The 20481-nt window shown below is 60.7% G+C and carries 17 protein-coding genes and 2 pseudogenes; 14 read left to right on the forward strand and 5 right to left on the reverse strand.

Features of this window, described 5'->3' with window-relative positions:
* The 12 genes and pseudogenes from H0X91_RS33340 to pqqE form a co-directional block, all read left to right on the forward strand.
* Positions 1 to 561: pseudogene (locus H0X91_RS33340) on the forward strand (hypothetical protein); the annotation flags it as partial.
* On the forward strand, positions 558 to 2552 hold the full coding sequence (locus tag H0X91_RS33345; protein ID WP_196433724.1) for an autotransporter outer membrane beta-barrel domain-containing protein: 1995 nt from the start codon (positions 558 to 560) through the stop codon (positions 2550 to 2552). The pseudogene H0X91_RS33340 and the gene H0X91_RS33345, both read left to right, overlap by 4 nt.
* Positions 2553 to 2649: 97 nt before the next feature.
* Positions 2650 to 5148, forward strand: a complete 2499-nt coding sequence (locus H0X91_RS33350; RefSeq protein WP_196433725.1) for an FkbM family methyltransferase — start codon at positions 2650 to 2652, stop codon at positions 5146 to 5148.
* Positions 5149 to 5288: 140 nt separating this feature from the next.
* The gene (locus tag H0X91_RS35120; RefSeq protein WP_230878082.1) at positions 5289 to 5852 is read left to right on the forward strand and encodes an H-NS histone family protein; all 564 of its coding nucleotides are present in this window, start codon (positions 5289 to 5291) and stop codon (positions 5850 to 5852) included.
* A 200-nt stretch (positions 5853 to 6052) separates the two neighbouring features.
* The gene (locus H0X91_RS33360; protein ID WP_196433726.1) at positions 6053 to 6274 is read left to right on the forward strand and encodes a hypothetical protein; all 222 of its coding nucleotides are present in this window, start codon (positions 6053 to 6055) and stop codon (positions 6272 to 6274) included.
* A gap of 166 nt (positions 6275 to 6440) precedes the next feature.
* Positions 6441 to 7292, forward strand: coding sequence for an amidohydrolase family protein (locus H0X91_RS33365; protein WP_196433738.1), 852 nt, complete (start codon positions 6441 to 6443; stop codon positions 7290 to 7292).
* Positions 7293 to 7435: 143 nt separating this feature from the next.
* Positions 7436 to 8059, forward strand: coding sequence for a hypothetical protein (locus H0X91_RS33370; RefSeq protein WP_196433727.1), 624 nt, complete (start codon positions 7436 to 7438; stop codon positions 8057 to 8059).
* Positions 8060 to 8472: 413 nt separating this feature from the next.
* Positions 8473 to 8544, forward strand: coding sequence for a pyrroloquinoline quinone precursor peptide PqqA (pqqA, locus tag H0X91_RS33375; RefSeq protein ID WP_165580681.1), 72 nt, complete (start codon positions 8473 to 8475; stop codon positions 8542 to 8544).
* An 83-nt stretch (positions 8545 to 8627) separates the two neighbouring features.
* On the forward strand, positions 8628 to 9539 hold the full coding sequence (gene pqqB, locus H0X91_RS33380; RefSeq protein ID WP_196433728.1) for a pyrroloquinoline quinone biosynthesis protein PqqB: 912 nt from the start codon (positions 8628 to 8630) through the stop codon (positions 9537 to 9539).
* Between the two features lie 105 nt (positions 9540 to 9644).
* Complete coding sequence (gene pqqC, locus H0X91_RS33385; protein WP_196433729.1) at positions 9645 to 10397, forward strand: pyrroloquinoline-quinone synthase PqqC; 753 nt, start codon at positions 9645 to 9647, stop codon at positions 10395 to 10397.
* Entirely contained in the window at positions 10394 to 10669 is a 276-nt protein-coding gene (pqqD, locus tag H0X91_RS33390) for a pyrroloquinoline quinone biosynthesis peptide chaperone PqqD (protein ID WP_196433730.1), read from the forward strand. The genes pqqC and pqqD overlap by 4 nt, the downstream gene beginning before the upstream one ends.
* Positions 10641 to 11810: a pyrroloquinoline quinone biosynthesis protein PqqE gene (pqqE, locus tag H0X91_RS33395; RefSeq protein ID WP_196433731.1), complete on the forward strand. Its 1170-nt coding sequence runs from the start codon at positions 10641 to 10643 to the stop codon at positions 11808 to 11810. The genes pqqD and pqqE overlap by 29 nt, the downstream gene beginning before the upstream one ends.
* An 84-nt stretch (positions 11811 to 11894) precedes the next feature.
* Here the strand turns inward: pqqE and H0X91_RS33400 are convergent, their stop codons facing one another.
* Both H0X91_RS33400 and H0X91_RS33405 read right to left on the reverse strand, forming a co-directional pair.
* Positions 11895 to 12206, reverse strand: a complete 312-nt coding sequence (locus H0X91_RS33400) for a hypothetical protein (protein ID WP_196433732.1) — start codon at positions 12204 to 12206, stop codon at positions 11895 to 11897.
* A gap of 920 nt (positions 12207 to 13126) precedes the next feature.
* Positions 13127 to 13273 (reverse strand): hypothetical protein, encoded by a 147-nt coding sequence (locus H0X91_RS33405; protein WP_196433733.1) that lies wholly within the window; start codon positions 13271 to 13273, stop codon positions 13127 to 13129.
* A gap of 85 nt (positions 13274 to 13358) precedes the next feature.
* On the opposite strand from H0X91_RS33405, the gene H0X91_RS33410 reads away from it, so the two are divergent.
* Positions 13359 to 15824 carry a membrane-bound PQQ-dependent dehydrogenase, glucose/quinate/shikimate family gene (locus tag H0X91_RS33410; protein ID WP_196433734.1) on the forward strand — a complete coding sequence of 822 codons (2466 nt, stop codon included), beginning with the start codon at positions 13359 to 13361 and terminating at the stop codon, positions 15822 to 15824.
* Positions 15825 to 15885: 61 nt separating this feature from the next.
* Complete coding sequence (locus H0X91_RS33415; RefSeq protein WP_196433735.1) at positions 15886 to 16338, forward strand: two pore domain potassium channel family protein; 453 nt, start codon at positions 15886 to 15888, stop codon at positions 16336 to 16338.
* A gap of 548 nt (positions 16339 to 16886) precedes the next feature.
* On the opposite strand, the gene H0X91_RS35390 is transcribed toward H0X91_RS33415, so the two are convergent.
* The 3 genes and pseudogenes from H0X91_RS35390 to H0X91_RS33425 all read right to left on the reverse strand — a co-directional run bounded on the left by H0X91_RS35390 (position 16887) and on the right by H0X91_RS33425 (position 20343).
* The gene (locus tag H0X91_RS35390) at positions 16887 to 18323 is read right to left on the reverse strand and encodes a trypsin-like serine protease (protein WP_196433736.1); all 1437 of its coding nucleotides are present in this window, start codon (positions 18321 to 18323) and stop codon (positions 16887 to 16889) included.
* Positions 18324 to 19024: 701 nt separating this feature from the next.
* Positions 19025 to 19224 (reverse strand): annotated as a pseudogene (locus H0X91_RS35140) (IS6 family transposase); the annotation flags it as partial.
* Between the two features lie 30 nt (positions 19225 to 19254).
* Positions 19255 to 20343: a glycerophosphodiester phosphodiesterase gene (locus H0X91_RS33425; protein ID WP_196433739.1), complete on the reverse strand. Its 1089-nt coding sequence runs from the start codon at positions 20341 to 20343 to the stop codon at positions 19255 to 19257.
* Positions 20344 to 20481 lie beyond the last annotated feature (138 nt).

A 20481-nucleotide genomic window follows, 5' to 3' on the forward strand; every position in this document is an offset into this window, starting at 1 on the left:
GTGAACCCGAACGGCACGCTGGCGTTGAACAACGGCAACGTGACGGGCAACACGGCGCTGAACAACGGGACGGTCGCGTCGATCAGCTCGGGTAACGCCTCGCTGGGTAACGTGACCGGCAACGGTGCACTGAACCAGAACGGCACGGGTACGACGACGGTCACGGGTAACGTCGACGCAGGCGTGGCCGCGACCGTGAACAACGGCACGCTGGCGCTGAACAACGGCACGATGGCGGGCAACACGGCGGTGAACCCGAACGGCACGCTGGCATTGAACAACGGCAACGTGACGGGCAACACGGCGCTGAACAACGGGACGGTCGCGTCGATCGGCTCGGGTAACGCCTCGCTGGGTAACGTGACCGGCAACGGTGCACTGAACCAGAACGGCACGGGTACGACGACGGTCACGGGCAACGTGGGCAAGGACGTGAACGCGACCGTGAACGCGGGCAACCTGGTGGTGGCCAATGGCGGCAACGTCGCGGGCAATACCACGGTGAACAACGGTACGTTCACGGCAGGTCCGAACGGGACGGTGTCGGGCAACACGGCGTGAACCCGAACGGCACGCTGGCGCTGAACAACGGCAACGTGACAGGCAATACGTCGCTGAACAACGGCACGATCGCGTCGATCAGCAACGGCAACGCATCGCTGGGCAACGTGTCGGGCACGGGCGCACTGAACCAGAACGGCACGGGTACGACGACGGTCACGGGCACCGTGGGTTCCGGCGTGAGCATGAACGTTAGCAACGGCACGCTGACGCTCGGCTCGAACGGCACGTTCTCCGGTGGCAGTGTTGCAGTCGGCGGTAACGGTACGCTCGACATCAGTCACGGCTCCGGCAACCAGACGATCGGTGCGCTGTCTGGCGCAGGTGGCGGCAAGGTCAATCTGGGTAACAACAACCTCACCTTCGGCGACAGCACGGATCAGATCTTCGGCGGCTCGATCAGCGGCAACGGCGGAGTCACGAAGGTCGGATCCGGAACGACGACGTTCACCGGCAACAGCACCTATACCGGCCTGACGCTCGTCAATGCGGGTACGCTGGCGCTGGGACCCAATGCGAGCCTGTTGAGCACGGTGTCGCTCAACGGCGGCCGGCTGTCCGCGGCTCAGGGCAGCAAGGTCGGCGGGGTGAACTTCGGCAAGGGCTCGATCTTTACGGTCCACGTCGATGCGGCAGGTAACTCCGATCATCTGCAGGTGTCGGGCAAGGCCAATATCGGCAGCGAGTCGAGCGGCGCGGCGGCAAGCGCGCAGGCCCAGCGCGCTGTCGACAGCGAGGGCAATATCAACGGCGCCACGGTCGAAGTGATTGCGGCGGAAGGCGACTACGGTCAGAAGACCAAGTACACCATCCTGACCGCGGACGGCGGCGTCAACGGAACCTTCGCGGGCGTGACGTCCAGCCTCGCGTTCCTGACGCCGACGCTCAGCTACGATCCGAACAACGTGTACCTGACGATGACGCGTAACGACGTCAAGTTCGGCGCGGTCGGCGTGACGCCGAACCAGATCGCGGTGGGCTCGGCCATCAACGGCATGGCAACGTCCAGCCCGCTGGTGCAGGCCATTGCCGGACTGAGCGCCGATCAGGCTCGCGCTGCGTTCGACTCGCTGTCGGGCGAGATGTACAGCTCCGTGCGCTCGGCGCTGCTGGAGGACAGCCAGCTGGTCAACCGCCAGGTCACCAACCGCCTGTATTCGTCCGCGGATACCCGAGGCGGCTGGGCCACGACCTTCGGCTCCTGGGGGCATATGAGCGGCGAGGACGGCGCGGCTAACCTGTCCCGTTCGACGGGCGGTGTGCTGGCAGGTGTCGACGGTGTGGTGGCGGGCGACGTCACGTTGGGCGTGATGACCGGCTACAGCCACTCGAGCTTCCATGTGGACGATCGTAACTCGTCGGCATCGAGCGACAACCTGCACCTCGGCGTGTACGGCGGCAAGAAGTGGGGTCCGCTGGCACTGCGCTCGGGCCTGGCCTATACGTGGAGCCACATCCAGTCGGATCGCAGCATCGCGTTCCCGGGCTTCGCCAACAGCGTGACGGCGACGTATCACGCCAACACGGTTCAGGCGTTCACCGAACTCGGCTACGCGATGAGCGCGGGCAACTTCACGCTCGAGCCGTATGCGAACGTGTCGTACGTGAACGTCCATACCAACGGGTTCAGCGAAGCGGGCGGTGTCGCGGGGCTGAACGTCAAGAGCGCCACGAACAATCTGGTGTTCAGCACGCTGGGGGCACGCGCGTCGACCGATCTGGTCTTCGGGTCGACCGCGGCGAAGGTGCGCGGCATGGTCGGCTGGCGTCATGCGTACGGGAACGTCAAGCCGTCGACGACACAGAGCTTCGTCGGCTCGCCGGACTTCTCGGTGTCGGGCGTGCGTGTGGCGCGGGATGCCGCGGTGGTCGAGGCGGGTATCGACTTCGCGGTCGGCACGGCCACGACGGTGGGCGTCACGTATGAAGGCCAGGTGGGCGCGAAGACGAATGCCCATAGCGTGAAGGGCAACCTCAAGTACAGCTTCTAAGGAGGACAGCCGCGCTCCCCGGTGTTGTTTGGCCGGGGAGCGCGGCTTTTTTTGCTTCGAACATCTGCAGAAGAACGGATACCAAATACACGCCAATATGGAATTCAATCTGAACGCGCTGGAGTACTTTTGCTACCGGCGGGAGCATGAAAAGGCCGCGGCGGAACTGCACCGCCTGCTTCGAATCATCGACGAGAACTACGGCTTCCTGCGCGGCCTCGATTCGTGGTCGCAATCGGTGGAAGCATTTCCGATCCTCGAAGATCATCTGAACGTGCGCCTTACGTCCGCGATCAGCAGCCTTGTTACGGACCCTGACTTCAGGTTATCGGACGATGGCTTCGCGCAGCTCGCGCAAATGCAGCGCTGGCTGGCCGCACTTTTTGCGGCCAGCCCATTTCGCAATGCAGACCACATCCTGCGCTCGTTCGGCGTCGATGAAACGGCTCGCACGGATCTGAACGTTCCGTACGACACGATGGCGAAATTCAGTCTGTTCTACTTTCCGGACTCGGAAGTCAGCGTGGACTGGGACATTCTGTGGAATTTTGACAAGAAGACAGCAGCGAGACTGGCTTTCATGCTCATGTCGCCGCGCTTTTTGGGAACGCAGGCTGCCCATCAGAAACGTGAACTGTTGCTGAGATGGCTGCCCGAGCGACTGGCTCAACTGGACACGCTCGACGATCTGCCGGTCGGCGTGTTGCACGACGTCTACATGTATTGCAGCTATGCCGATCTTCCGCAAAAGCATGCGATCAAGAAGCCGATCAACGACCTGATCCGGCGGAAGCTGAAGCGTCTCGACCTGCTCGATATCGAACGGCCGGCGAGCACGCCGGCACGCGGCAAAAAGCCGGTTGCGGTGGTCATTCTCGAATGGTTTTCCAAGAACCATTCGATCTATCGCACGCATTCCCTCACGATGACCAGGCTGCGCGATCACTTTCACGTGATCGGCGTCGGCTATGAGCAGGCCGTCGACGATTTCGGGCGTGCTGTTTTCGACGAATTCATCAGCATTGGCGCCGGCGACGTGTGGGACCACGCACGCCATATTCGCGACATCTGCGAGGCGAACGATGCGCAAATCGCGTATATGCCGAGCGTCGGCATGTTTCCGATCACGATGGTCATGGCGTGCTTGCGCGTTGCGCCGCTGCAGGTGATGGCGCTCGGCCACCCGGCAACCACGCATAGCGAGACGATCGACTATGTCGTTGTGGAGGAGGACTACGTCGGCGACGAGCGTTGCTTCAGCGAGAAACTTCTGAAACTGCCAGCGGACGGCATGCCGTATCGCCCGCCGCAGGCGATGCGGGAGCTGGAACTGAAACCGATGGCACGCTCGGGATCGGGCCCGGTGGTTCGAATCGCCGTGGCGTCGGCTGCAATGAAGCTGAATCCTCGCTTCCTCGAGATGTGCGCGCGTATCGTGAAAGAAGTATCGGTGCCGGTGGAATTCCATTTCCTGGTCGGTCAGGCGATCGGGGTGGTGAGCCACCAGGTGCGGCATTCGATTCATCGGATTCTGGGCAACCATGCGGTCACGCACGGCCAGCAAAAATACGACGAGTACATGAATGTCATTGCCGGTTGCGACCTTTTCATGAATCCCTATCCGTTCGGTAATACGAACGGTATCGTCGACACGGTATGGGCAGGATTGGTCGGCGTGTGCAAAACCGGTCCGGAGGTACACGAGCACATCGACGAAGGCATGTTCCGCCGGCTCGGTTTTCCCGAGTGGATGATCGCGAAGACGGAGGACGACTATTTTGCAGCCGTCAAGCGTCTCGTCGAAAACGGCGACGAGCGTGCGGAGCTGGCCGCACGCCTGACCGGCCCGGCCGCGGTCGAAAAGCTCGTGTTCGAAGGCAGGCCGGAGATTCTCGCCGAGAAACTGAAGGGCATCTGGAAGAAGCTGGGCGCGGACGACAAGAAGGCGCCGCAGTCGCGTGCGAAGCGTGCGAAAGCCCCGAAGCCCGAAGCCCTGCCCATTCCGGAGTGGCTGCAACGCGAAGTCGACGATTATTTCGCGGAGCGGCTGGACGTGACGCCGGCAACCATCCTGGACATCGGGGCCAATATTGGCGCCTTTGCGCTTCGCGCTCATCGGGAATGGCCCGCTGCGCGCCTGCTCTGCTATGAACCGATGCCGTTCAACATCGAGCAGCTCAATCACAACGTGAATACCGAGTGGTGCGAAGTGGTGCCCTGCGCCGTTCGTGCGCAAGCCGGCGACGACCACATCTATGTCGGCGACAGCTTCGTGACCGGGGGATTCGTGAAAGGCGCGCGTCAGACCGGCAACTCGATTCGTGTGACATGTGTCGCCGCCGCCGATCTTCCGTCCAGCGAACTAGTCAAGATCGACACCGAGGGGAGCGAGGTCGAGATACTGCAAAACCTGGACATCAGCAAGACGCAGGTCATCCTGCTCGAGCATCACAGCAAGCACGATGCGGCCGCCATCAAGCAAATGCTGGCCACGGAGTTCAGGATCGTGCACGACGAATCCGACCGTGAGGTGGGAACCATGATTTTCCGTCGTCACGATGCTGCTACGTCGCCACGCGCACGGCACGACACATGAATCGCTGCGACGATACGTCCGACAGATGCAGAGGATGGCGCGCTATTAGTCGTTGAATTTCGATAGAAACAATTTCACCATTCTGATCGGTCCATTTTTCTGCGTCGTCCGCCCTAAGACATAGAGACACTGAAACAATCTTGCTGATTGGTAAGCTTCCGTCTCGTCATGATTGCCCGGATTTCGCGAAAGCGGAGCCGGGCCATCATGAGCGAAACGCGATTGTCGTGCCGAACCGGTGGGATTGTTTTTCAACGCGTGGTGATTCAGGTGTTCGCTTCGGGACAATCGCGGGGAAGCACCGACTGTCTCTTGGCGGTGTCATTTCGCAAGTGGTGTCTATCGTTCGTGAAACGCCGCAGTTGCGAGCTGAGCATATCGTCGGGTGCGTGATGGACAAATTCACCAGATACATACAGAGAAAATCAGAGCTGGAAGCGCAGATTGCGCGGGATCGTGATCTCGTCCGTGACGAGGTTCTCATTGAGATCCTCCTTGCGATCGAAGAGTTTCATTTCGATACGGAAGATCTGTTTCCTGCAGACCGGAGACGGAAAATCAAGCCGAAATACTTCGATCCCCAGAGTGGCGCAGTGTGGAGTGGACGGGGCCGCGAGCCGCTGTGGCTCAGAGGCAAGAACCGTCAGGATTTCGAGCTGGATACACCCGAGACGGAGCGGGAAGTCGAGAGAAATCGGGAATAGTCGTGTCGTATCGTTTCCGATGACGGCATCGACGGGCCCTTGGTTGGCGACTCGTCAATTTCGAATGGTTTGCATTGAGTATCCGTCAAGGACGTTGCTCGTGTTAATGGTCCGCGCGCCGGGTGATTTTACGAAGACCTCATGGTCGCGTTCATGGAAAACGCCTGAGATCGCCTACGGACATCGTTGAGGAAACGACGATGATCAGATTTCGAGAAGAAAGGATTCGGGCGTTGCAGCGAGCGCTGAACGAAGAGATCGGTGGATTCAGGATCGACCATGAAGTTGCCGAGAAAGTCATCGCGAAACTCGACGTTGCCACGCTGGCCGCGCGGATTTCCATCGCGGATCGGCAACGCATGGAAACCAGTGGAGAAGGGCCGACGCCATGTGACCGCTCGGATAACGAATGGAGCTCATGACACCCGAAGGAAGGCAGCAGGTCCTGTTGGCGATTCCCGGATGACGTGTCAGGGCCGATTGCTTCGCAGCCTGGCTCGGGCCGCGGATCGAGCGGGCGACACCCGGCATCCACACGTCGTGTCGAACGGAACCGACGCACAACGCGTACTCGTGGAGAAGGCCGACATGATGGTGTGTGTTGATGCCCATCAGCAGTATTGGGACCCGACGCGTGGCGACTACGATTGGCCCGCGGCGGGATACCGAACGCTCAATCGCGTATTCGGCCCCGCGGAGCTTGCGCCATTGCGGGCACGGACGGGCGTGGCGCGCACGATTGTCGTGCAGGCGGCGCAGACGCTCGACGAAACGCGCTATCTCCTTGGTCTCGCCGGATTCGAGCCGTCGATCGCAGGAATTGTTGGCTGGGTGTCGTTGTCGGACGGCCATACCCCGAATGTCGTCGCGGCGCTCGCACGCGATTCGAAATTCAAGGGCGTTCGTCCGACATTGCCGGATGAACCTGCCGACGATCGCTGGGTTGACGAAGCCGGGCGCGTTGCGTCGATCGAAGCATTGATCGAACACGACCTGGCATTCGAGGCAGACGTTTCGCCGCGGCGCCAGCCATTGCTTGAAAGCGTGGCGCGGCGTTTCCCGCGGCTGCGCATCGTCGTGGATCACGGTGCGACGCCATCCATTCGCCGCGGAGCGGCGGGCTGGCAACCGTGGGCGAGGGCCATCGAACGACTGGCTCGCATGCCCCAGGTGCATTGCAAGTTGTCGGGGCTGGCAAACGACTCGGAACCGGGGTGGAACGCCGAGACGTTGCGGCCGTACGTCGATCATTTGCTGGCCACCTTTGGTCCGGAACGACTCATGTGGGGCAGCGATTGGCCTCGACTGAACCTGAACGGGGACTACATCCGATGGCATTCGATTGCGAAAGATCTGCTGGCGACACTGGCCGAGCGGGAGCGATCAGCCGTCTTCGCGGAAAACGCAGTCGCATTTTATCGATTGCGAAAGGATGAATAAAAGATTGGGAGTCCGAGCGAATAAGTGCGTCGATTATCGTAACGACACTCGCGTACCTGCAGGCAGACGTTCGTATCCGGTTTACGCGGTTGCAACGCGCGTCGGTGCGGATTCGATCGTCGACGAAATGGTGGAGAAAACACTTGGCTAACACGCGTCACAAATCGGCGTCGCTCATGTCGGACGGGCAACGCGTTCTCGAGATCATGGAGCCCGGCAAGGCTTACGAACCGGCCACGTTGGCCAGTCAGCTCGGAATGCGGGCTTCTTCGGTTCGGGCGTGGCTCGAGCATTGGGTCGCCGCGGGCAAGCTCGAACAAGGGATGTTCCTGAACGCCGGCGGCAGCCGTCGATCGTGTTTTTTCGTGCACTCGCGCGATGCCGCATTGTGTACACACGATGAAGCGCGGCGCATCATCCCGGTCGATGTCAAGGGCGTGTTCGATGCGATGAAGCCGGGTGTGGGTTATCGCGTACGGGAAGTCGCGGCGCAGCACGTGCTGCCGCTGCATCGGGCGACGACGTTCCTGGCCTTGCTGGTCAAAGAGGGGCAAGTCGTCAAGCGGACCGTGGGCGGAACCCACCGCCGGCATGATTTGTACTACATCGCGGGAACCGAACCCGACGCGCAGACGCAGGCCGAGCCCATGCAAGCGACATCGCGCATCCCGCGGCCGCTCGCCGCGCAACCGGCGTATGACGCCGAATATGCACGATCGTTGCGGTCGTTGTACGACATTTGCACGAAGGACCGTGGGCGAAATTAGGACGCCCGGCTGCGAGATTGGCGTTGGCGAACGCAATGCATCGGGGGTATCGGTTCACGTTTCCGATAGAAATGTTTTGCGGAGATGAACTGGTCCGTTTTTCGTTTCCAATCGCCTTCAATGCATGACGGAGCTGAATCGAAGTCGCGAAACACATCGCGATTTTTCCACGGCGGCGTCATGAATCGATTTGGCCGCATTCGACTTCCTCGGGTCGAGTGCTTTTGCGCAGAACCAGAACACCTGCGCCTTTTTATTCTTCGATGTACACCGTCCACATGATTCGATCGCTGATGGAGGGAGACTTCAACGCGATCGACGTGGGAGTCACGACTTCCGGAATGCGATGATCGATCGATGTCGCCGACGGGGCGTGTTTTTTTATTGGCATCAAGCGTCAAGGAGAGTCTGTCATGTGGATCAAACCTGCTTACACCGACCTGCGTCTCGGCTTCGAAATTACGATGTACGTATCGAATCGCTGATCGACCTGCAATACCGTGGCAGCAGGCGCCACGGTCTGCCGGGGCGTTCGTGGTGACGAATGCCCCGTTGCTGACGAGCCATCATGCACATTCATATTCTGGGATCGGCTGCGGGGGGCGGCTTTCCGCAGTGGAACTGCAATTGCCCCAACTGTGCCGGCTTTCGAAACAGGACGATCGAAGCGCATGCGCGGACCCAGTCTTCGATCGCGCTGTCCGATGACGGCGAGCACTGGATACTGTGCAACGCGTCACCGGATATCCGCGCGCAACTGGCAGCGTTCGCGCCCATGCAGCCCGGACGGACGCTTCGCGACACCGGCATCGACGCCATCATTCTGATGGACAGCCAGATCGATCACGTGACGGGCCTCCTCAGCCTGCGCGAAGGATGCCCGCTCGCGGTCTGGTGCACGGAGCCCGTCCACCGCGACTTGACGACGGGCTTTCCGTTGTTCGACATGCTGCGGCACTGGACCGGCGGCCTGATCTGGAATCGCATCGAACCGGCCGAAAGTTTTGTCGTGCTCGCGTGTCCGCACCTGCGCTTCACGCCGCTATCCCTACGGAGCGCGGCGCCGCCGTACTCGCCGCACCGTTTCGATCCACGCCCCGGCGACAACATCGGCCTGTTCGTCGAAGACGCGCGCTCGGGCGGCACGCTGTTCTACGCCCCCGGGATCGGCGTGGTGGACGATTCGCTGCTCGCGTGGATGGACTGCGCCGATTGCGTGTTGGTGGACGGCACGCTATGGGACGACGACGAGATGAGCCGGCGAGGCGTTGGCACGCGTACCGGTCGGGAAATGGGCCACCTCGCGTTGAGCGGCAAGGGCGGCATGCTCGACGTCCTGGCCCGGTTGTCCGTGCCGCGCAAGATACTGACCCACGTCAACAACACCAATCCGATCCTGGACGAACGCTCCGCGCAACGCGCGGAGTTGCAGCGTCGCGGCATCGAGGTCGCGTTCGACGGGATGGACATCGTCCTGTAGGCCGCCAGCAGGCGATACATGCGGTCGAAACATGAAACGACACACCGGCCTCGGCCGGCACACTCCGCCGGCGCGACGGGTCGGCCTTGACGCGATGGAATGCCGATGAGCCAGCCGGTTCTGACACCCGATCAATTCGAACGAGCACTGCGTGCGAAGGGCGCGTTCTATCACATCCACCATCCGTATCAGGTGGCGATGGCGGAGGGCCGGGCGACGCCGCATCAAATCCAGGGCTGGGTGGCGAATCGCTTTTACTACCAGGTCAACATTCCGATGAAGGACGCGGCGATCCTCGCGAATTGTCCGGATCGGGACGTGCGCAGGCAGTGGATCCGGCGGCTGCTCGATCACGATGGGGCGGTCGGCGAAACGGGCGGTATCGACGCGTGGCTGCGACTTGGCGAGGCCGTCGGGCTGACGGCCGCGCAACTGCGTTCGCAGGCGCTCGTGCTGCCCGGCGTGCGTTTTGCCGTCGACGCGTATGTCAACTTCGCGCGGCGTGCCAGCTGGCAGGAAGCGGCATGCAGTTCGCTAACCGAATTGTTCGCGCCGCAGATTCATCGGTCGCGCCTCGACACCTGGCCGCAACACTATCCGTGGATCGAACCCGACGGCTACGCCTATTTCCGCACGCGTCTCGGCCAGGCCAGCCGCGACGTCGAGCACGGGCTGGCCATCGCGTTGCAGCACTTCACCACGGCCGAGGGCCAGCAAAGGATGCTGGAGATTCTCCAGTTCAAGCTCGATGTTCTGTGGACGATGCTCGACGCCATGTCGATGGCGTACGAATTGAATCGGCCGCCTTATCACAGCGTCACGGACCAGCCGGTCTGGCACAAAGGAATCACTCCATGAGTTTCGATCGAAGTCGCGTGCCGCGCTGGCGGCGAGGCTATCGTCTGCAGTTCGAGCCGGCTCAGGATACGTACGTGTTGCTGTATCCGGAAGGTATGGTCAAATTCAACGACAGTGCAGCCGAAATCGGCGTGCTGATCGACGGCTCGCGAACCGTCGGCACGATCGTGGCGCGTCTTGAGCGGCAGTTTCCAGGCGTACCGGAGCTGGGCGAGGATGTCGAAGGTTTCCTGGAGAAAGCGCATGCCGAACACTGGATCGAACTTGCGTGAGCCGGCCCCGTCCGCAGGCTCGCAGCACTCCGTCGGGCCGCCGCTGTGGCTATTGGCAGAACTGACCTACCGTTGCCCGCTGCAATGCCCGTATTGTTCGAATCCGCTCGATTTCGCGCAGCAACGCGACGAGCTCGATACCGCGGAGTGGCTAACGGTGATGGCCGACGCGCGCCGAATGGGAGCGGTCCAGATCGGTTTTTCGGGGGGCGAGCCGCTTGTTCGAGAGGATCTCGCGGTGTTGATCGGCGAGGCGAGACGGCTCGGCTTCTATTCGAACCTGATCACGTCGGGTATCGGCCTTACGGAGCGGAAGATCGCCGAGTTCGCCGATGCCGGGCTCGATCACATCCAGATTAGCTTCCAGACGAGCGACGCGAGCGTCAACGACATGCTGGCGGGATCGGCGCACGCATTCGAAAAGAAGCTCGCGATGGCCCGTGCGGTGAAGGCGCAGGGTTATCCGATGGTGCTCAATTTTGTCATCCATCGGTACAACATCGACAACATCGACGAGATCATCGATCTCTGTATCGCGCTCGATGCCGATTACGTCGAACTCGCCACCTGCCAGTACTACGGCTGGGCTTACCTGAACCGTGATGCCCTGCTGCCGACCTGCACGCAGATCGAGCGGGCGGAGCGGATCGTGAACGAGTACCGTGAGAAGCTGGCCGCGGCGCACAACCCGTGCAAGCTGATTCTCGTTACGCCCGACTACTACGAGGAGCGTCCGAAACCGTGTATGAGCGGATGGGGCAGCCTGTTTCTGACGATTACGCCCGATGGCACCGCACTGCCGTGTCACGGCGCGCGGCAGTTGCCCATTGCATTTCCGAATGTTCGCGATCACGATCTGCCGCACATCTGGTACGAGTCGTCGAGTTTCAACCGGTATCGCGGCGACGGCTGGATGTCCGAGCCGTGCCGGTCGTGCGATGAAAAGAAGAAGGACTTCGGCGGCTGCCGTTGTCAGGCATACATGCTGACGGGTGATGCAAGCCGTGCGGACCCGGTATGCGGAAAATCGCCTGACCATGGGCTGATTCTGAACGCACGCAAGGCGGCGTTCGAGCCACCGAAACCGATTGCCGAGCTGGTGTTTCGCAACGTACGAAACTCGCGCGCAAGAACGGGGTAACGACGCGTCCGGGAAAAGTGGCCACCGATGCCGATCTACCCCGCGAGTGCGCGTTTTCTTCCTCCGAACACGTGTTGAACGGCTTCAATGTTCTACATCGCTCCGCCCTTCAGGCCGTGCGCGACGATCGTTGGCGTCGCCGTCGTGAGCGACCGTCGATTGCAAGTCATCGGTTTCGCTTGGCAATCGGCCCACGCCGATCAGCAGTTCGACGCAGAGCGCCGTCGCGATAAGAAATGCCCCCGCAACCCAAATCCAGTGATAGTCGCCTGTTTGCGGGCCGCAGTAGATCGGCGCCAACAACAGCCCCAGGCCTGGTAGCGCCAGGTGATGATGTACGCGAACCAGGGCGTGCAACCAACGTCGTCGGCGCGAAGGTGTTTCCATGGCGTCCATTGAGCCTGCTACGGCGCGTTGTCCATTCGTCATGTCGTGGCCTTGTCGAGGCGGGACCCGCGAGATCGATGCATAAAAAGGCCCGTCGGCGACGGAGAGGCACCGACGGGCAAAACGGATCGACACCGGGGGGAGTGCGACCCGCCAGACATCTGCACCTGAAAAGGCAGGGACGACGATGTGATGCTAAGCGGGGATGCCGACGAAGATCAAGGTTTTATCCAGGGGAATACGAAAATTTCAACTGATATCGTTGAATATTTAAGGTAATTGGTTGGTCGAAAGTTTAATTGTTTATAGCAAGTGTTTTGTCGGATTTTTCGATAATCATGTTTATATGTTTTATGGAATTTTTTTCATGCAAGAACATGAATGATGTTCGTGGTGCAGCTTCCAGTTGACCTGTCGATCTGTCGGACCGGCCAACTCCGTCGATGGTCTACGTGCAGAAGGCCGGCGCCGCCGCAAGACCCGATGCGCTTCAGGAGCTTGCCCGTCCCCGAGCGACATCCGAGCTCGCGCGGGAAAAATAAAAACTAATGACCAATGCGTGTCTGATAGAGATATTTGCGCGAGTGTAATTGGTCCGCTTTCCATCGTCGTTCGCCTTTGCCTGTAAACGACGTCGAAGACATTCCATGGGGGAGCATTCGGCACCCTGATGTTTCGGGATCGCTCTTGCGTAGCGATCGGGTAGCCGCAAACGGCTGGGATTGCGACGCCGATTCGTCGCAGTAGAAAAGGAGCGAACACGCCACGTTCGCAGTTGCGTTGGCGAGCGTCGATCACTCGGGAACGGGAACGCCAACCGTCGAACTGGTGCGCATCCGCGAGCGTCGCTTGTCGTTCGTCGCATTGTTTTCTCAACAACAAGTCACGCCGACGCCATGTGGTTCAACCTCTCCACGAAGCAAATGCTGCTACGAGCCGACGATCGCGTCGAACACGAACCGAACGCCTTCGATGTCAGGCAGGGCGGGCTCGTATCGCGGTATCCCGTCGGGAAAGCTGCGGGCTTCAACAGGCAATATTTTCATGAGGGTGCTGCCTTCCAATGAAGAGTTCATCGGGAGTGTCGCTGTCCCCAGCGTCGTTCCACGATAAATCCATCGAGTAGATGCGATCGACGCTGTGCGAACCGGGAGTTTTTTGATGGATAAAAAAAGCGGAAATAGACAATACTATTTGTCACTCTGGGATCGGCTCATTTCGGGCGCGATCCTGGTCAGCGGATTGGGCATGGGCTTCGGCGGAATCTGGCTGGTCGTGCTGAGTGGCAGTCCGTACTATGTGATCGCGGGTGTCATGCTGGTGGGGTCCGGCTGGCTTTTGTGGCGCCGCCGTCTGCTGGGCGCGAAGCTGTTCGGTTTCGTGTACGCGATGACGCTGGTGTGGACGTTGCATGAAACGGCATCGCGTCTGTGGGGCTGGGTGCCCAGAATGGGTTTCCTGACTGGCCTGGGGTTATTTGTCGCGCTGATGTTGCCGCGGCTCGTCGATTCGGACGGCAAAAGCGGCCACGGTCGAAGAATGGCGAAGGTTCTCGCGGGCGGATGTGTCGCGTTCGCCGGCGTCGCCTTTGCGCTGGCATTCGTTCCGCAACAGAGTTTCCTCTCCGACACGCCGATATCCAGCGACCCGCTCGTCGCAGACGGCACGCAGCGTGCGGCGCAGCGCGCAGGTCAGCCGGACGAGGATTGGCAACAGTACGGGCGCGATGCGGACGCCACGCGCTATTCGCCGCTCAGCCAGATCAACAGCGACAACGTCACCAAGCTCAAGGTGGCGTGGGTCTATCGCACGGGAGATCTGCCGCCGAAGGGCAAGGTCAACAAATGGGCCGCCGAAACGACGCCGATCAAGGTAGGCGACGGCCTTTATCTGTGTACCGCGACGAACAATCTTGCGAAGCTCGATCCGGTAACGGGCAAGGCCATCTGGACGCACGATGTCGGGACGAAATACGAGAGCGTTCCCTATACGGCTGCCTGTCGAGGTTTGGCGCACCATGTGTCGAAGACGATCCCGGCCGGACAGCAATGTCATGAAAAAATCATCGAAGGCACGATCGACGGTCGCCTGATTGCTGTCGACACAGCAACGGGCAAATCGTGCGAAGGGTTCGGCGAGGGTGGCCAGGTCAGCCTGCTGACTGGGCTCGGGAAGACGGTACCGGGTTTCGTCGCGATGACGTCGCCGCCGGTGATCGTCAACGGCACGATCGTCGCCAACCACCAGGTGCAGGACGGTCAGCGCCGATGGGCGCCCTCGGGCGTCATTCGCGGATACGACGCGGACACCGGTGCATTCAAGTGGGCATGGGACGTCAATCGGCCGGGACAGCACGGCGAACCGGGCGCGGGGCAGGAATTCAGCCGCGGTACGCCCAATTCGTGGGGGCCGATGGCCGGCGACGACAGCCTGGGGCTCGTCTATATTCCGACCGGCAACTCGGCCGCGGACTATTACAGCGCGATGCGCACGGAAAACGAGAACCGGGTCGCGTCGTCCATCGTCGCGCTCGACGCGGCGACCGGTGAGGAGCGATGGGTGTTCCAGACCGTTCACAAGGATGTCTGGGACTACGACATCGGTTCGCAGCCGACCCTGTTCGATTTTCCGTCGAACAAGGGCCCTGTTCCGGCGATGGTGATTCCGACCAAGCGCGGCCAGCTGTTCGTCGTGGATCGTCGCGACGGCAAGCCGCTTCTGCCGGTTGAGGAGCGCCCGGCGCCGCAGGGCAACGTGCCGGGCGATCCGCGTACGCCGACGCAGCCGTGGTCGGTCGGAATGCCTCGCCTGGGCTTCCCCGACCTGCAGGAAACGACGATGTGGGGCATGACGCCGTTCGACCAGCTGTATTGCCGGATCAAGTTCAGGCAGGCGCATTATGTCGGCGAATTCACGCCGCCCATGGTGGACCGGCCGTGGCTCGAGTATCCGGGCTACAACGGCGGCGTCGACTGGGGCAGCGTGGCCTACGACCCGGCGCGCGGTGTGCTGATCGCGAACTGGAACAACACGCCGATGTACGACAGGCTGTTGTCGCGCGATCAGGCTGACAAGATGGGGCTGTACGCGATCGACGATCCGAGGCACACCAACAAGTCCGGCGCTGAAGGCCCGGGTGCGATGGCCGACACGCCGTATGGCGTCGACGTTCAGCCGTTCCTGATGCCGCTGACGCAGGTTCTGTGCAACGAGCCGCCGTACGGGATGATCACGGCGATCGACATGCGCACCCGGAAAGTCGCGTGGCAACATCCGTTCGGTACCGCACGCGCGAACGGGCCGTTCGGACTGCCGACCTACATGCCGATCCAGGTTGGCACGCCGAACAATGGCGGCCCGATCATTACCGCCGGCAACCTGATATTCGCGGGCGCGGCGACGGACAACCTGATCCATGCATTCGATCAGAAAACCGGCAAGATGGTGTGGAGCGATCTGCTGCCGGGTGGAGGTCAGGCAACCCCGATGACCTATTCGGCGAACGGCAAGCAGTATCTGGTGATCATGGCCGGGGGCCATCACTTCATGAGAACGCCGGTCAGTGACGCGCTCGTCGCGTATGCGCTGCCGGATGACGTGGTTGCGCAGGGGGCGGGCGCGAAGTGACCTGTCGTGTTGGCGACGATGGCGGCCACGCTGTCGTCGCCATCATCCGGGCTTTTATCTCATGGAAATCTGGACCCTGTGCATTCTGATTGGAACGGGCAGCATTCTGCTCCACGCGTCGTCGCTCGTGTTGCTGGCGACCTTCGCGCGGCGGGTACGGATAAGGCTCGAACTGCATTCACGCAATGTGCGGGACGGGATGGGCGCGTTCATCGCGTTGTTGACGTTCATCTGCGTCGCACTGGGGCTGTTGCATGTAGTCGAGGCCGCGGTGTGGGGGGCGATTTATGTCGGGATCGGCGCGGTGAGCACCTTCGGCGACTCGCTGTTGTACTCGATCGATACGATGGCGACGCGGGGCGCGTCGGGCATCAATCTGACCGATCACTGGCGGTTGCTCGGCGCAATCGAGGCGTCGGTCGGTGTATTTCTGTTCGGCATGTCTACGGCGTTTTTGTTCTCCGTCATGCAGGCCGATTTCTCGATTTTAATGAACGATAGGAACCTTGACTAAGAAGCAGTTTCTCCAGAAACTGCCGCTGCAAGATACTCAAGCAGGCCAGGCAGTAGCCGCGTTTGGGGCGGCCGCCGCGAATGTCGAAGAGGCGCTCGAAGGAGGCGCGGACGGCGGACGTGAGATGGCCAGGCAAGCCTGCGTTCGACGCCTCGGGGATCGTGGCAGCCGATGGGCGGATGTATAGTCCTCGCGGAGGTATTGGGTTGAGCGCGAATCGTCCCATCGAATCGAGGGGCGATCACTGCTGTTCGGGACCGGTCATTGGGCGTATACGACGCCTTGAAAAGATTTGGCGTCGCGTGGCAGTACTGTTATATCGAGGAACAAATCCAATAAACGACAGCCACGAACGAATAGGCACGCAGTGTATATCCCTGCTAGTCTGTCAGGCTGCCTTGCCGCAACAGAACCAAGCGACGTCCAGGAATTCGGTACGTTGTTTTGCAGGATGGCTATCGAGTTCGAACAACCTGAAGCAATGAATAGAAGAGAGCTGCGCGGCGGGGTTTCTACCCACGCCGCGCCGGACAATCAGAAATTTTCCTTCACTGCTGAACGACCCGCATCGACTTCGGCCGTGAGAAGTCCAGATCTTCACCGTTCCAGGCTTTCACCTTCTTCAGCTCCCAGTTTTGGACAAATCCCGGGAACGTCGCGACCCGATTGTACGAGAGGCCATCCGAGTCTGACAGCGTCACTGCGATTCCAGGAGGGGCGTCAACCTGTACTTCATGTCCATAGATCCAAGACGGCAATTTATCGCCTGATTGCTGCCCCGCCGGCAAACAATATTTAGCACTGGATCTCAGGCTGACAATGCAGCCGACCGGCGTCGTGTCGCGCACGACGCGCATCGAAAGCGGCTTCGAGAAATCGAGGTACTGTCCGTCGGCCGCCTTGACGTGCTTGAGTCTGTCGTTTTCCACGGTCCCGGCAAATGTGGCGATCCGGTTGTAGGAGAGGTTGTCCCAGTCCGACAGTACCACTGCAGTCCCCGGTGCAGCATCCACGAAGACGTCCTGCCCATAGATCCACGACGGGAGCGAATAGGCCCAGCGCTGTCCAGCCGACATGCAGTACCGCGCGCCCGTCTTGAGGCTGACGATGCAGCCCTGCGGCTGCTCCTTCGATAAGAAGCGCGCGTCCGGATAGACTGATTTGATCCAGTCCGCGTACTTTGACACACGTGCGCCGGTCGAGATAGTCGCAGCGCCGCCGTTGGTCGTCGCGATGATGACCGGCTTTCCATCCCGGATTTGCCACCAGGCTGACCCGCTGTCGCCGGGCGCTATGCGGGCCCAAAACGGCGATGGTCCGACAGGCTGATAACTCGCGCCGATTCCGTAGTCGAGTTCGAAAATTTGGTTGATCCGGCTGCGCCCATACAGTCGCCGCTCGCCCTTCGCTGGCCAGTACCCACCGCTGCCGTTCGTGCCGACGCCCCAGCTTCCATAACCGACGAAAATGACATCGCGGCCTTTTTCGTCCAGCGCATCGTTCAGAATCGGCCGATCGACCGGTTTGCCGACTGCGTCAAGGATCGGATTGCGTCTGGGCAACTTCAGGATTGCGATGTCTGTCGATGCCCCGCCCATCCCCGGGGTGCCATGGATTCGCTGCGGCGGTACGAACGCAGTGCCCGCGCCCGATGCGATTACTCGTCCGCCCGTCACGGAGAAAGTCCTGTTTACCGGTGTTTCGCTACCTTGATAGCCAGCGCAATGCGCGGCAGTCAGTATGTAACTCCAGCCGTCCTCGTCTCCAAGCCACGTCGCCGTGCAGCCGCCGATATTTCCGACCACGAGCCACGGCTTCTCGTAGCTGTACGCGCGTAGGGTGTCGTTGTGCGTCTTGATACTGGTAGCTATATCCGCCGGATCGCCACCGTAGTATTGGAAGGTCGATTTGTCGATAACGACAGCGTGCGCCGACGATAACGCTGTCAGCACGGTCAATCCCACGGCCCAGTTTCGATATTTCATTTTTTCTCTCCGATGAACCCGCTATCCGAGACCCGCACGTCGGTACATCGACCGACACCGAGTGTCGGGCTTTCTGACACTGCCGAATCCTCGTAGATGGACATTGTCGCGACACTGGACAGTGCTTCGGACAGAAACTCTACGCGTCGCTAATAGACGGTAGTACTTGCGAGTCTGGATGTAAAGATTGGCATCCTAAGTGTATGGTCTAGGTAAAATTCATAAAGTCGTAATTTCTTCGAGTGTCGACCGATGATTTGCGAAATGCTATAGAAATACAACTCGATGTATCGGTGAATCCAATTTGTATCTATCTGGCTATTCATGTATTGCTAATAGAGATTGTTTTTGCGAATCGTCGCCTGTTTTCATAAACGTGGCACGTCTGATCTTCATGCGACTCTCATCCCAGTGCTCACCAATTATTGGGTTGGCCGCCCAGCGTTCGCGCGTCCTGCTCGACTTCAGTTGTGCGACCGGCTTGTGGGTGAGCGACGGGTATTGCCAACTTGCTTGCCAATGTCGATGAAATTGCAACGGACGACAATCTCAGTTTGTCGGAGACGATTTCTGGGTCTTGCCAGTGAACTCGCGCCAGACGTCGAAGCTCCAAGCGAGTTGCTTGCGACGGAGCAAGCACGTCGAAGGTGCCGCTTGAGCGCGGCATGTTGGCGAGTTGGTTCGAAACACGACAGGACGCTCCCGGGTTGGCGGCAGGCGGAGCCCGCGCCGAACTTGTCGCACCCGCGTCGAATGGCTTCGTAACTCACCACCACACCGCGCTCGAACAGCAGTTCCTCAATGTTTAGAAGGTTGAGCTGGAAGCGAAAACACCACCGTACGGCCCGGCTGATAACGGGGCGAAAAACCGGTGCCCACGGTAGAGCCCGGTCGTTTTCATGGTGTCATCCTACGCCACGTGGCAATGCCACTAGGGTTTCTCGAAGGTGTCGACGGCCACTCGTCCGACGGCCGGATCGTCGGTGAAGAAGCCGTCGATGCCCGCGCGCAGGTAGGCATGGATTTCGCGTATCGAGCCAGCCGGGTTGCGCGTGGCCGGCGTGGCGCCGTCCTCCAGCGAAGTTGGCAGGAAGTTGTTCTCCGGGCGGAACGTGTACGGATGCACGAGGAGGCCGGCCTCGTGCGCATAACGCACATACGGCGTCGGCTGCTGCAGCGTGCCGTCTGCGGCGACCGCGATGATCGAAATCTTGGTCGGTCCGACCGCATTCGCGTAGGTTGCGATCTCGCGCATGCCGTCGCGCGTCGACAGGTCGCCATAGGTGCGTGCGTCGTTCGTCTTCACGAAGTCGTACGGGCGCTTGCCGGCATCGTCCATCAACTGCACGAGCTTCCAGTTTGGCTGGCTCGACTTGATCCGGTTGCGGATCGCCTTCAGGTTCGCGACCTCGAATGACTGGATGTAGACGGTCGCGGTGCTGGCCGTGTACGAATCCTTCAGCAGTGCATCGACGAGGCGGTCCTCGAGCGGCAGGCCGATCGACTGGAAGTAGGTCGGGTGCTTGGTTTCCGGATACAGGTGGATCGTGCGGCCGGTCTGTGCGGACATCTGCTTCGCGAGCGCGACAATCTCGTCGAACGTCGGAATCTCGAATTGGTCGTTGTACGCGGTGTTGGCGGGGCGGATCTCCGGAATCCGTTCGCGCGCACGCAGCGTCTTCAACTCGGCAAGTGTGAAATCCTCGGTGAACCAGCCGGTGACTTGTGCGCCGTCGATCGTCTTGGTGGTTTTACGACTCGCGAACTGCGGGAGCGTCGACACGTTCGTCGTGCCCGAGATCTCGTTCTCGTGGCGTGCGACGAGCATGCCGTCGCGGGTCGCGACGAGATCGGGCTCGATCACGTCCGCGCCGTCCTCGATCGCTTTACGGTACGACGCCAGGGTGTGTTCGGGGCGCAGCGCGCTCGCACCGCGGTGGCCGACCACCTGGACCTTCGCTGAGATTGACTTCGTGGGATCACGCGCCAAATCGTCGCCGCCGCCGCATGCGGCGAGCAGGAACGCAGCGGTGTCAGCGTCGGATAGATACTCCCCACTTTCGTCGAAGTAATTTTCCCCAGTTTTTTGTCTGACGGCGCCGCGGTAGCGGCGCCGTCCTGTCGATCGCCGACCATATCGCCCTGGAGATCCGTCGTG

Origin of the sequence: Burkholderia sp. 9777_1386 (assembly GCF_015712265.1) — a bacterium.
In the GTDB taxonomy this organism is placed as follows: Bacteria; Pseudomonadota; Gammaproteobacteria; order Burkholderiales; family Burkholderiaceae; genus Burkholderia; species Burkholderia cenocepacia.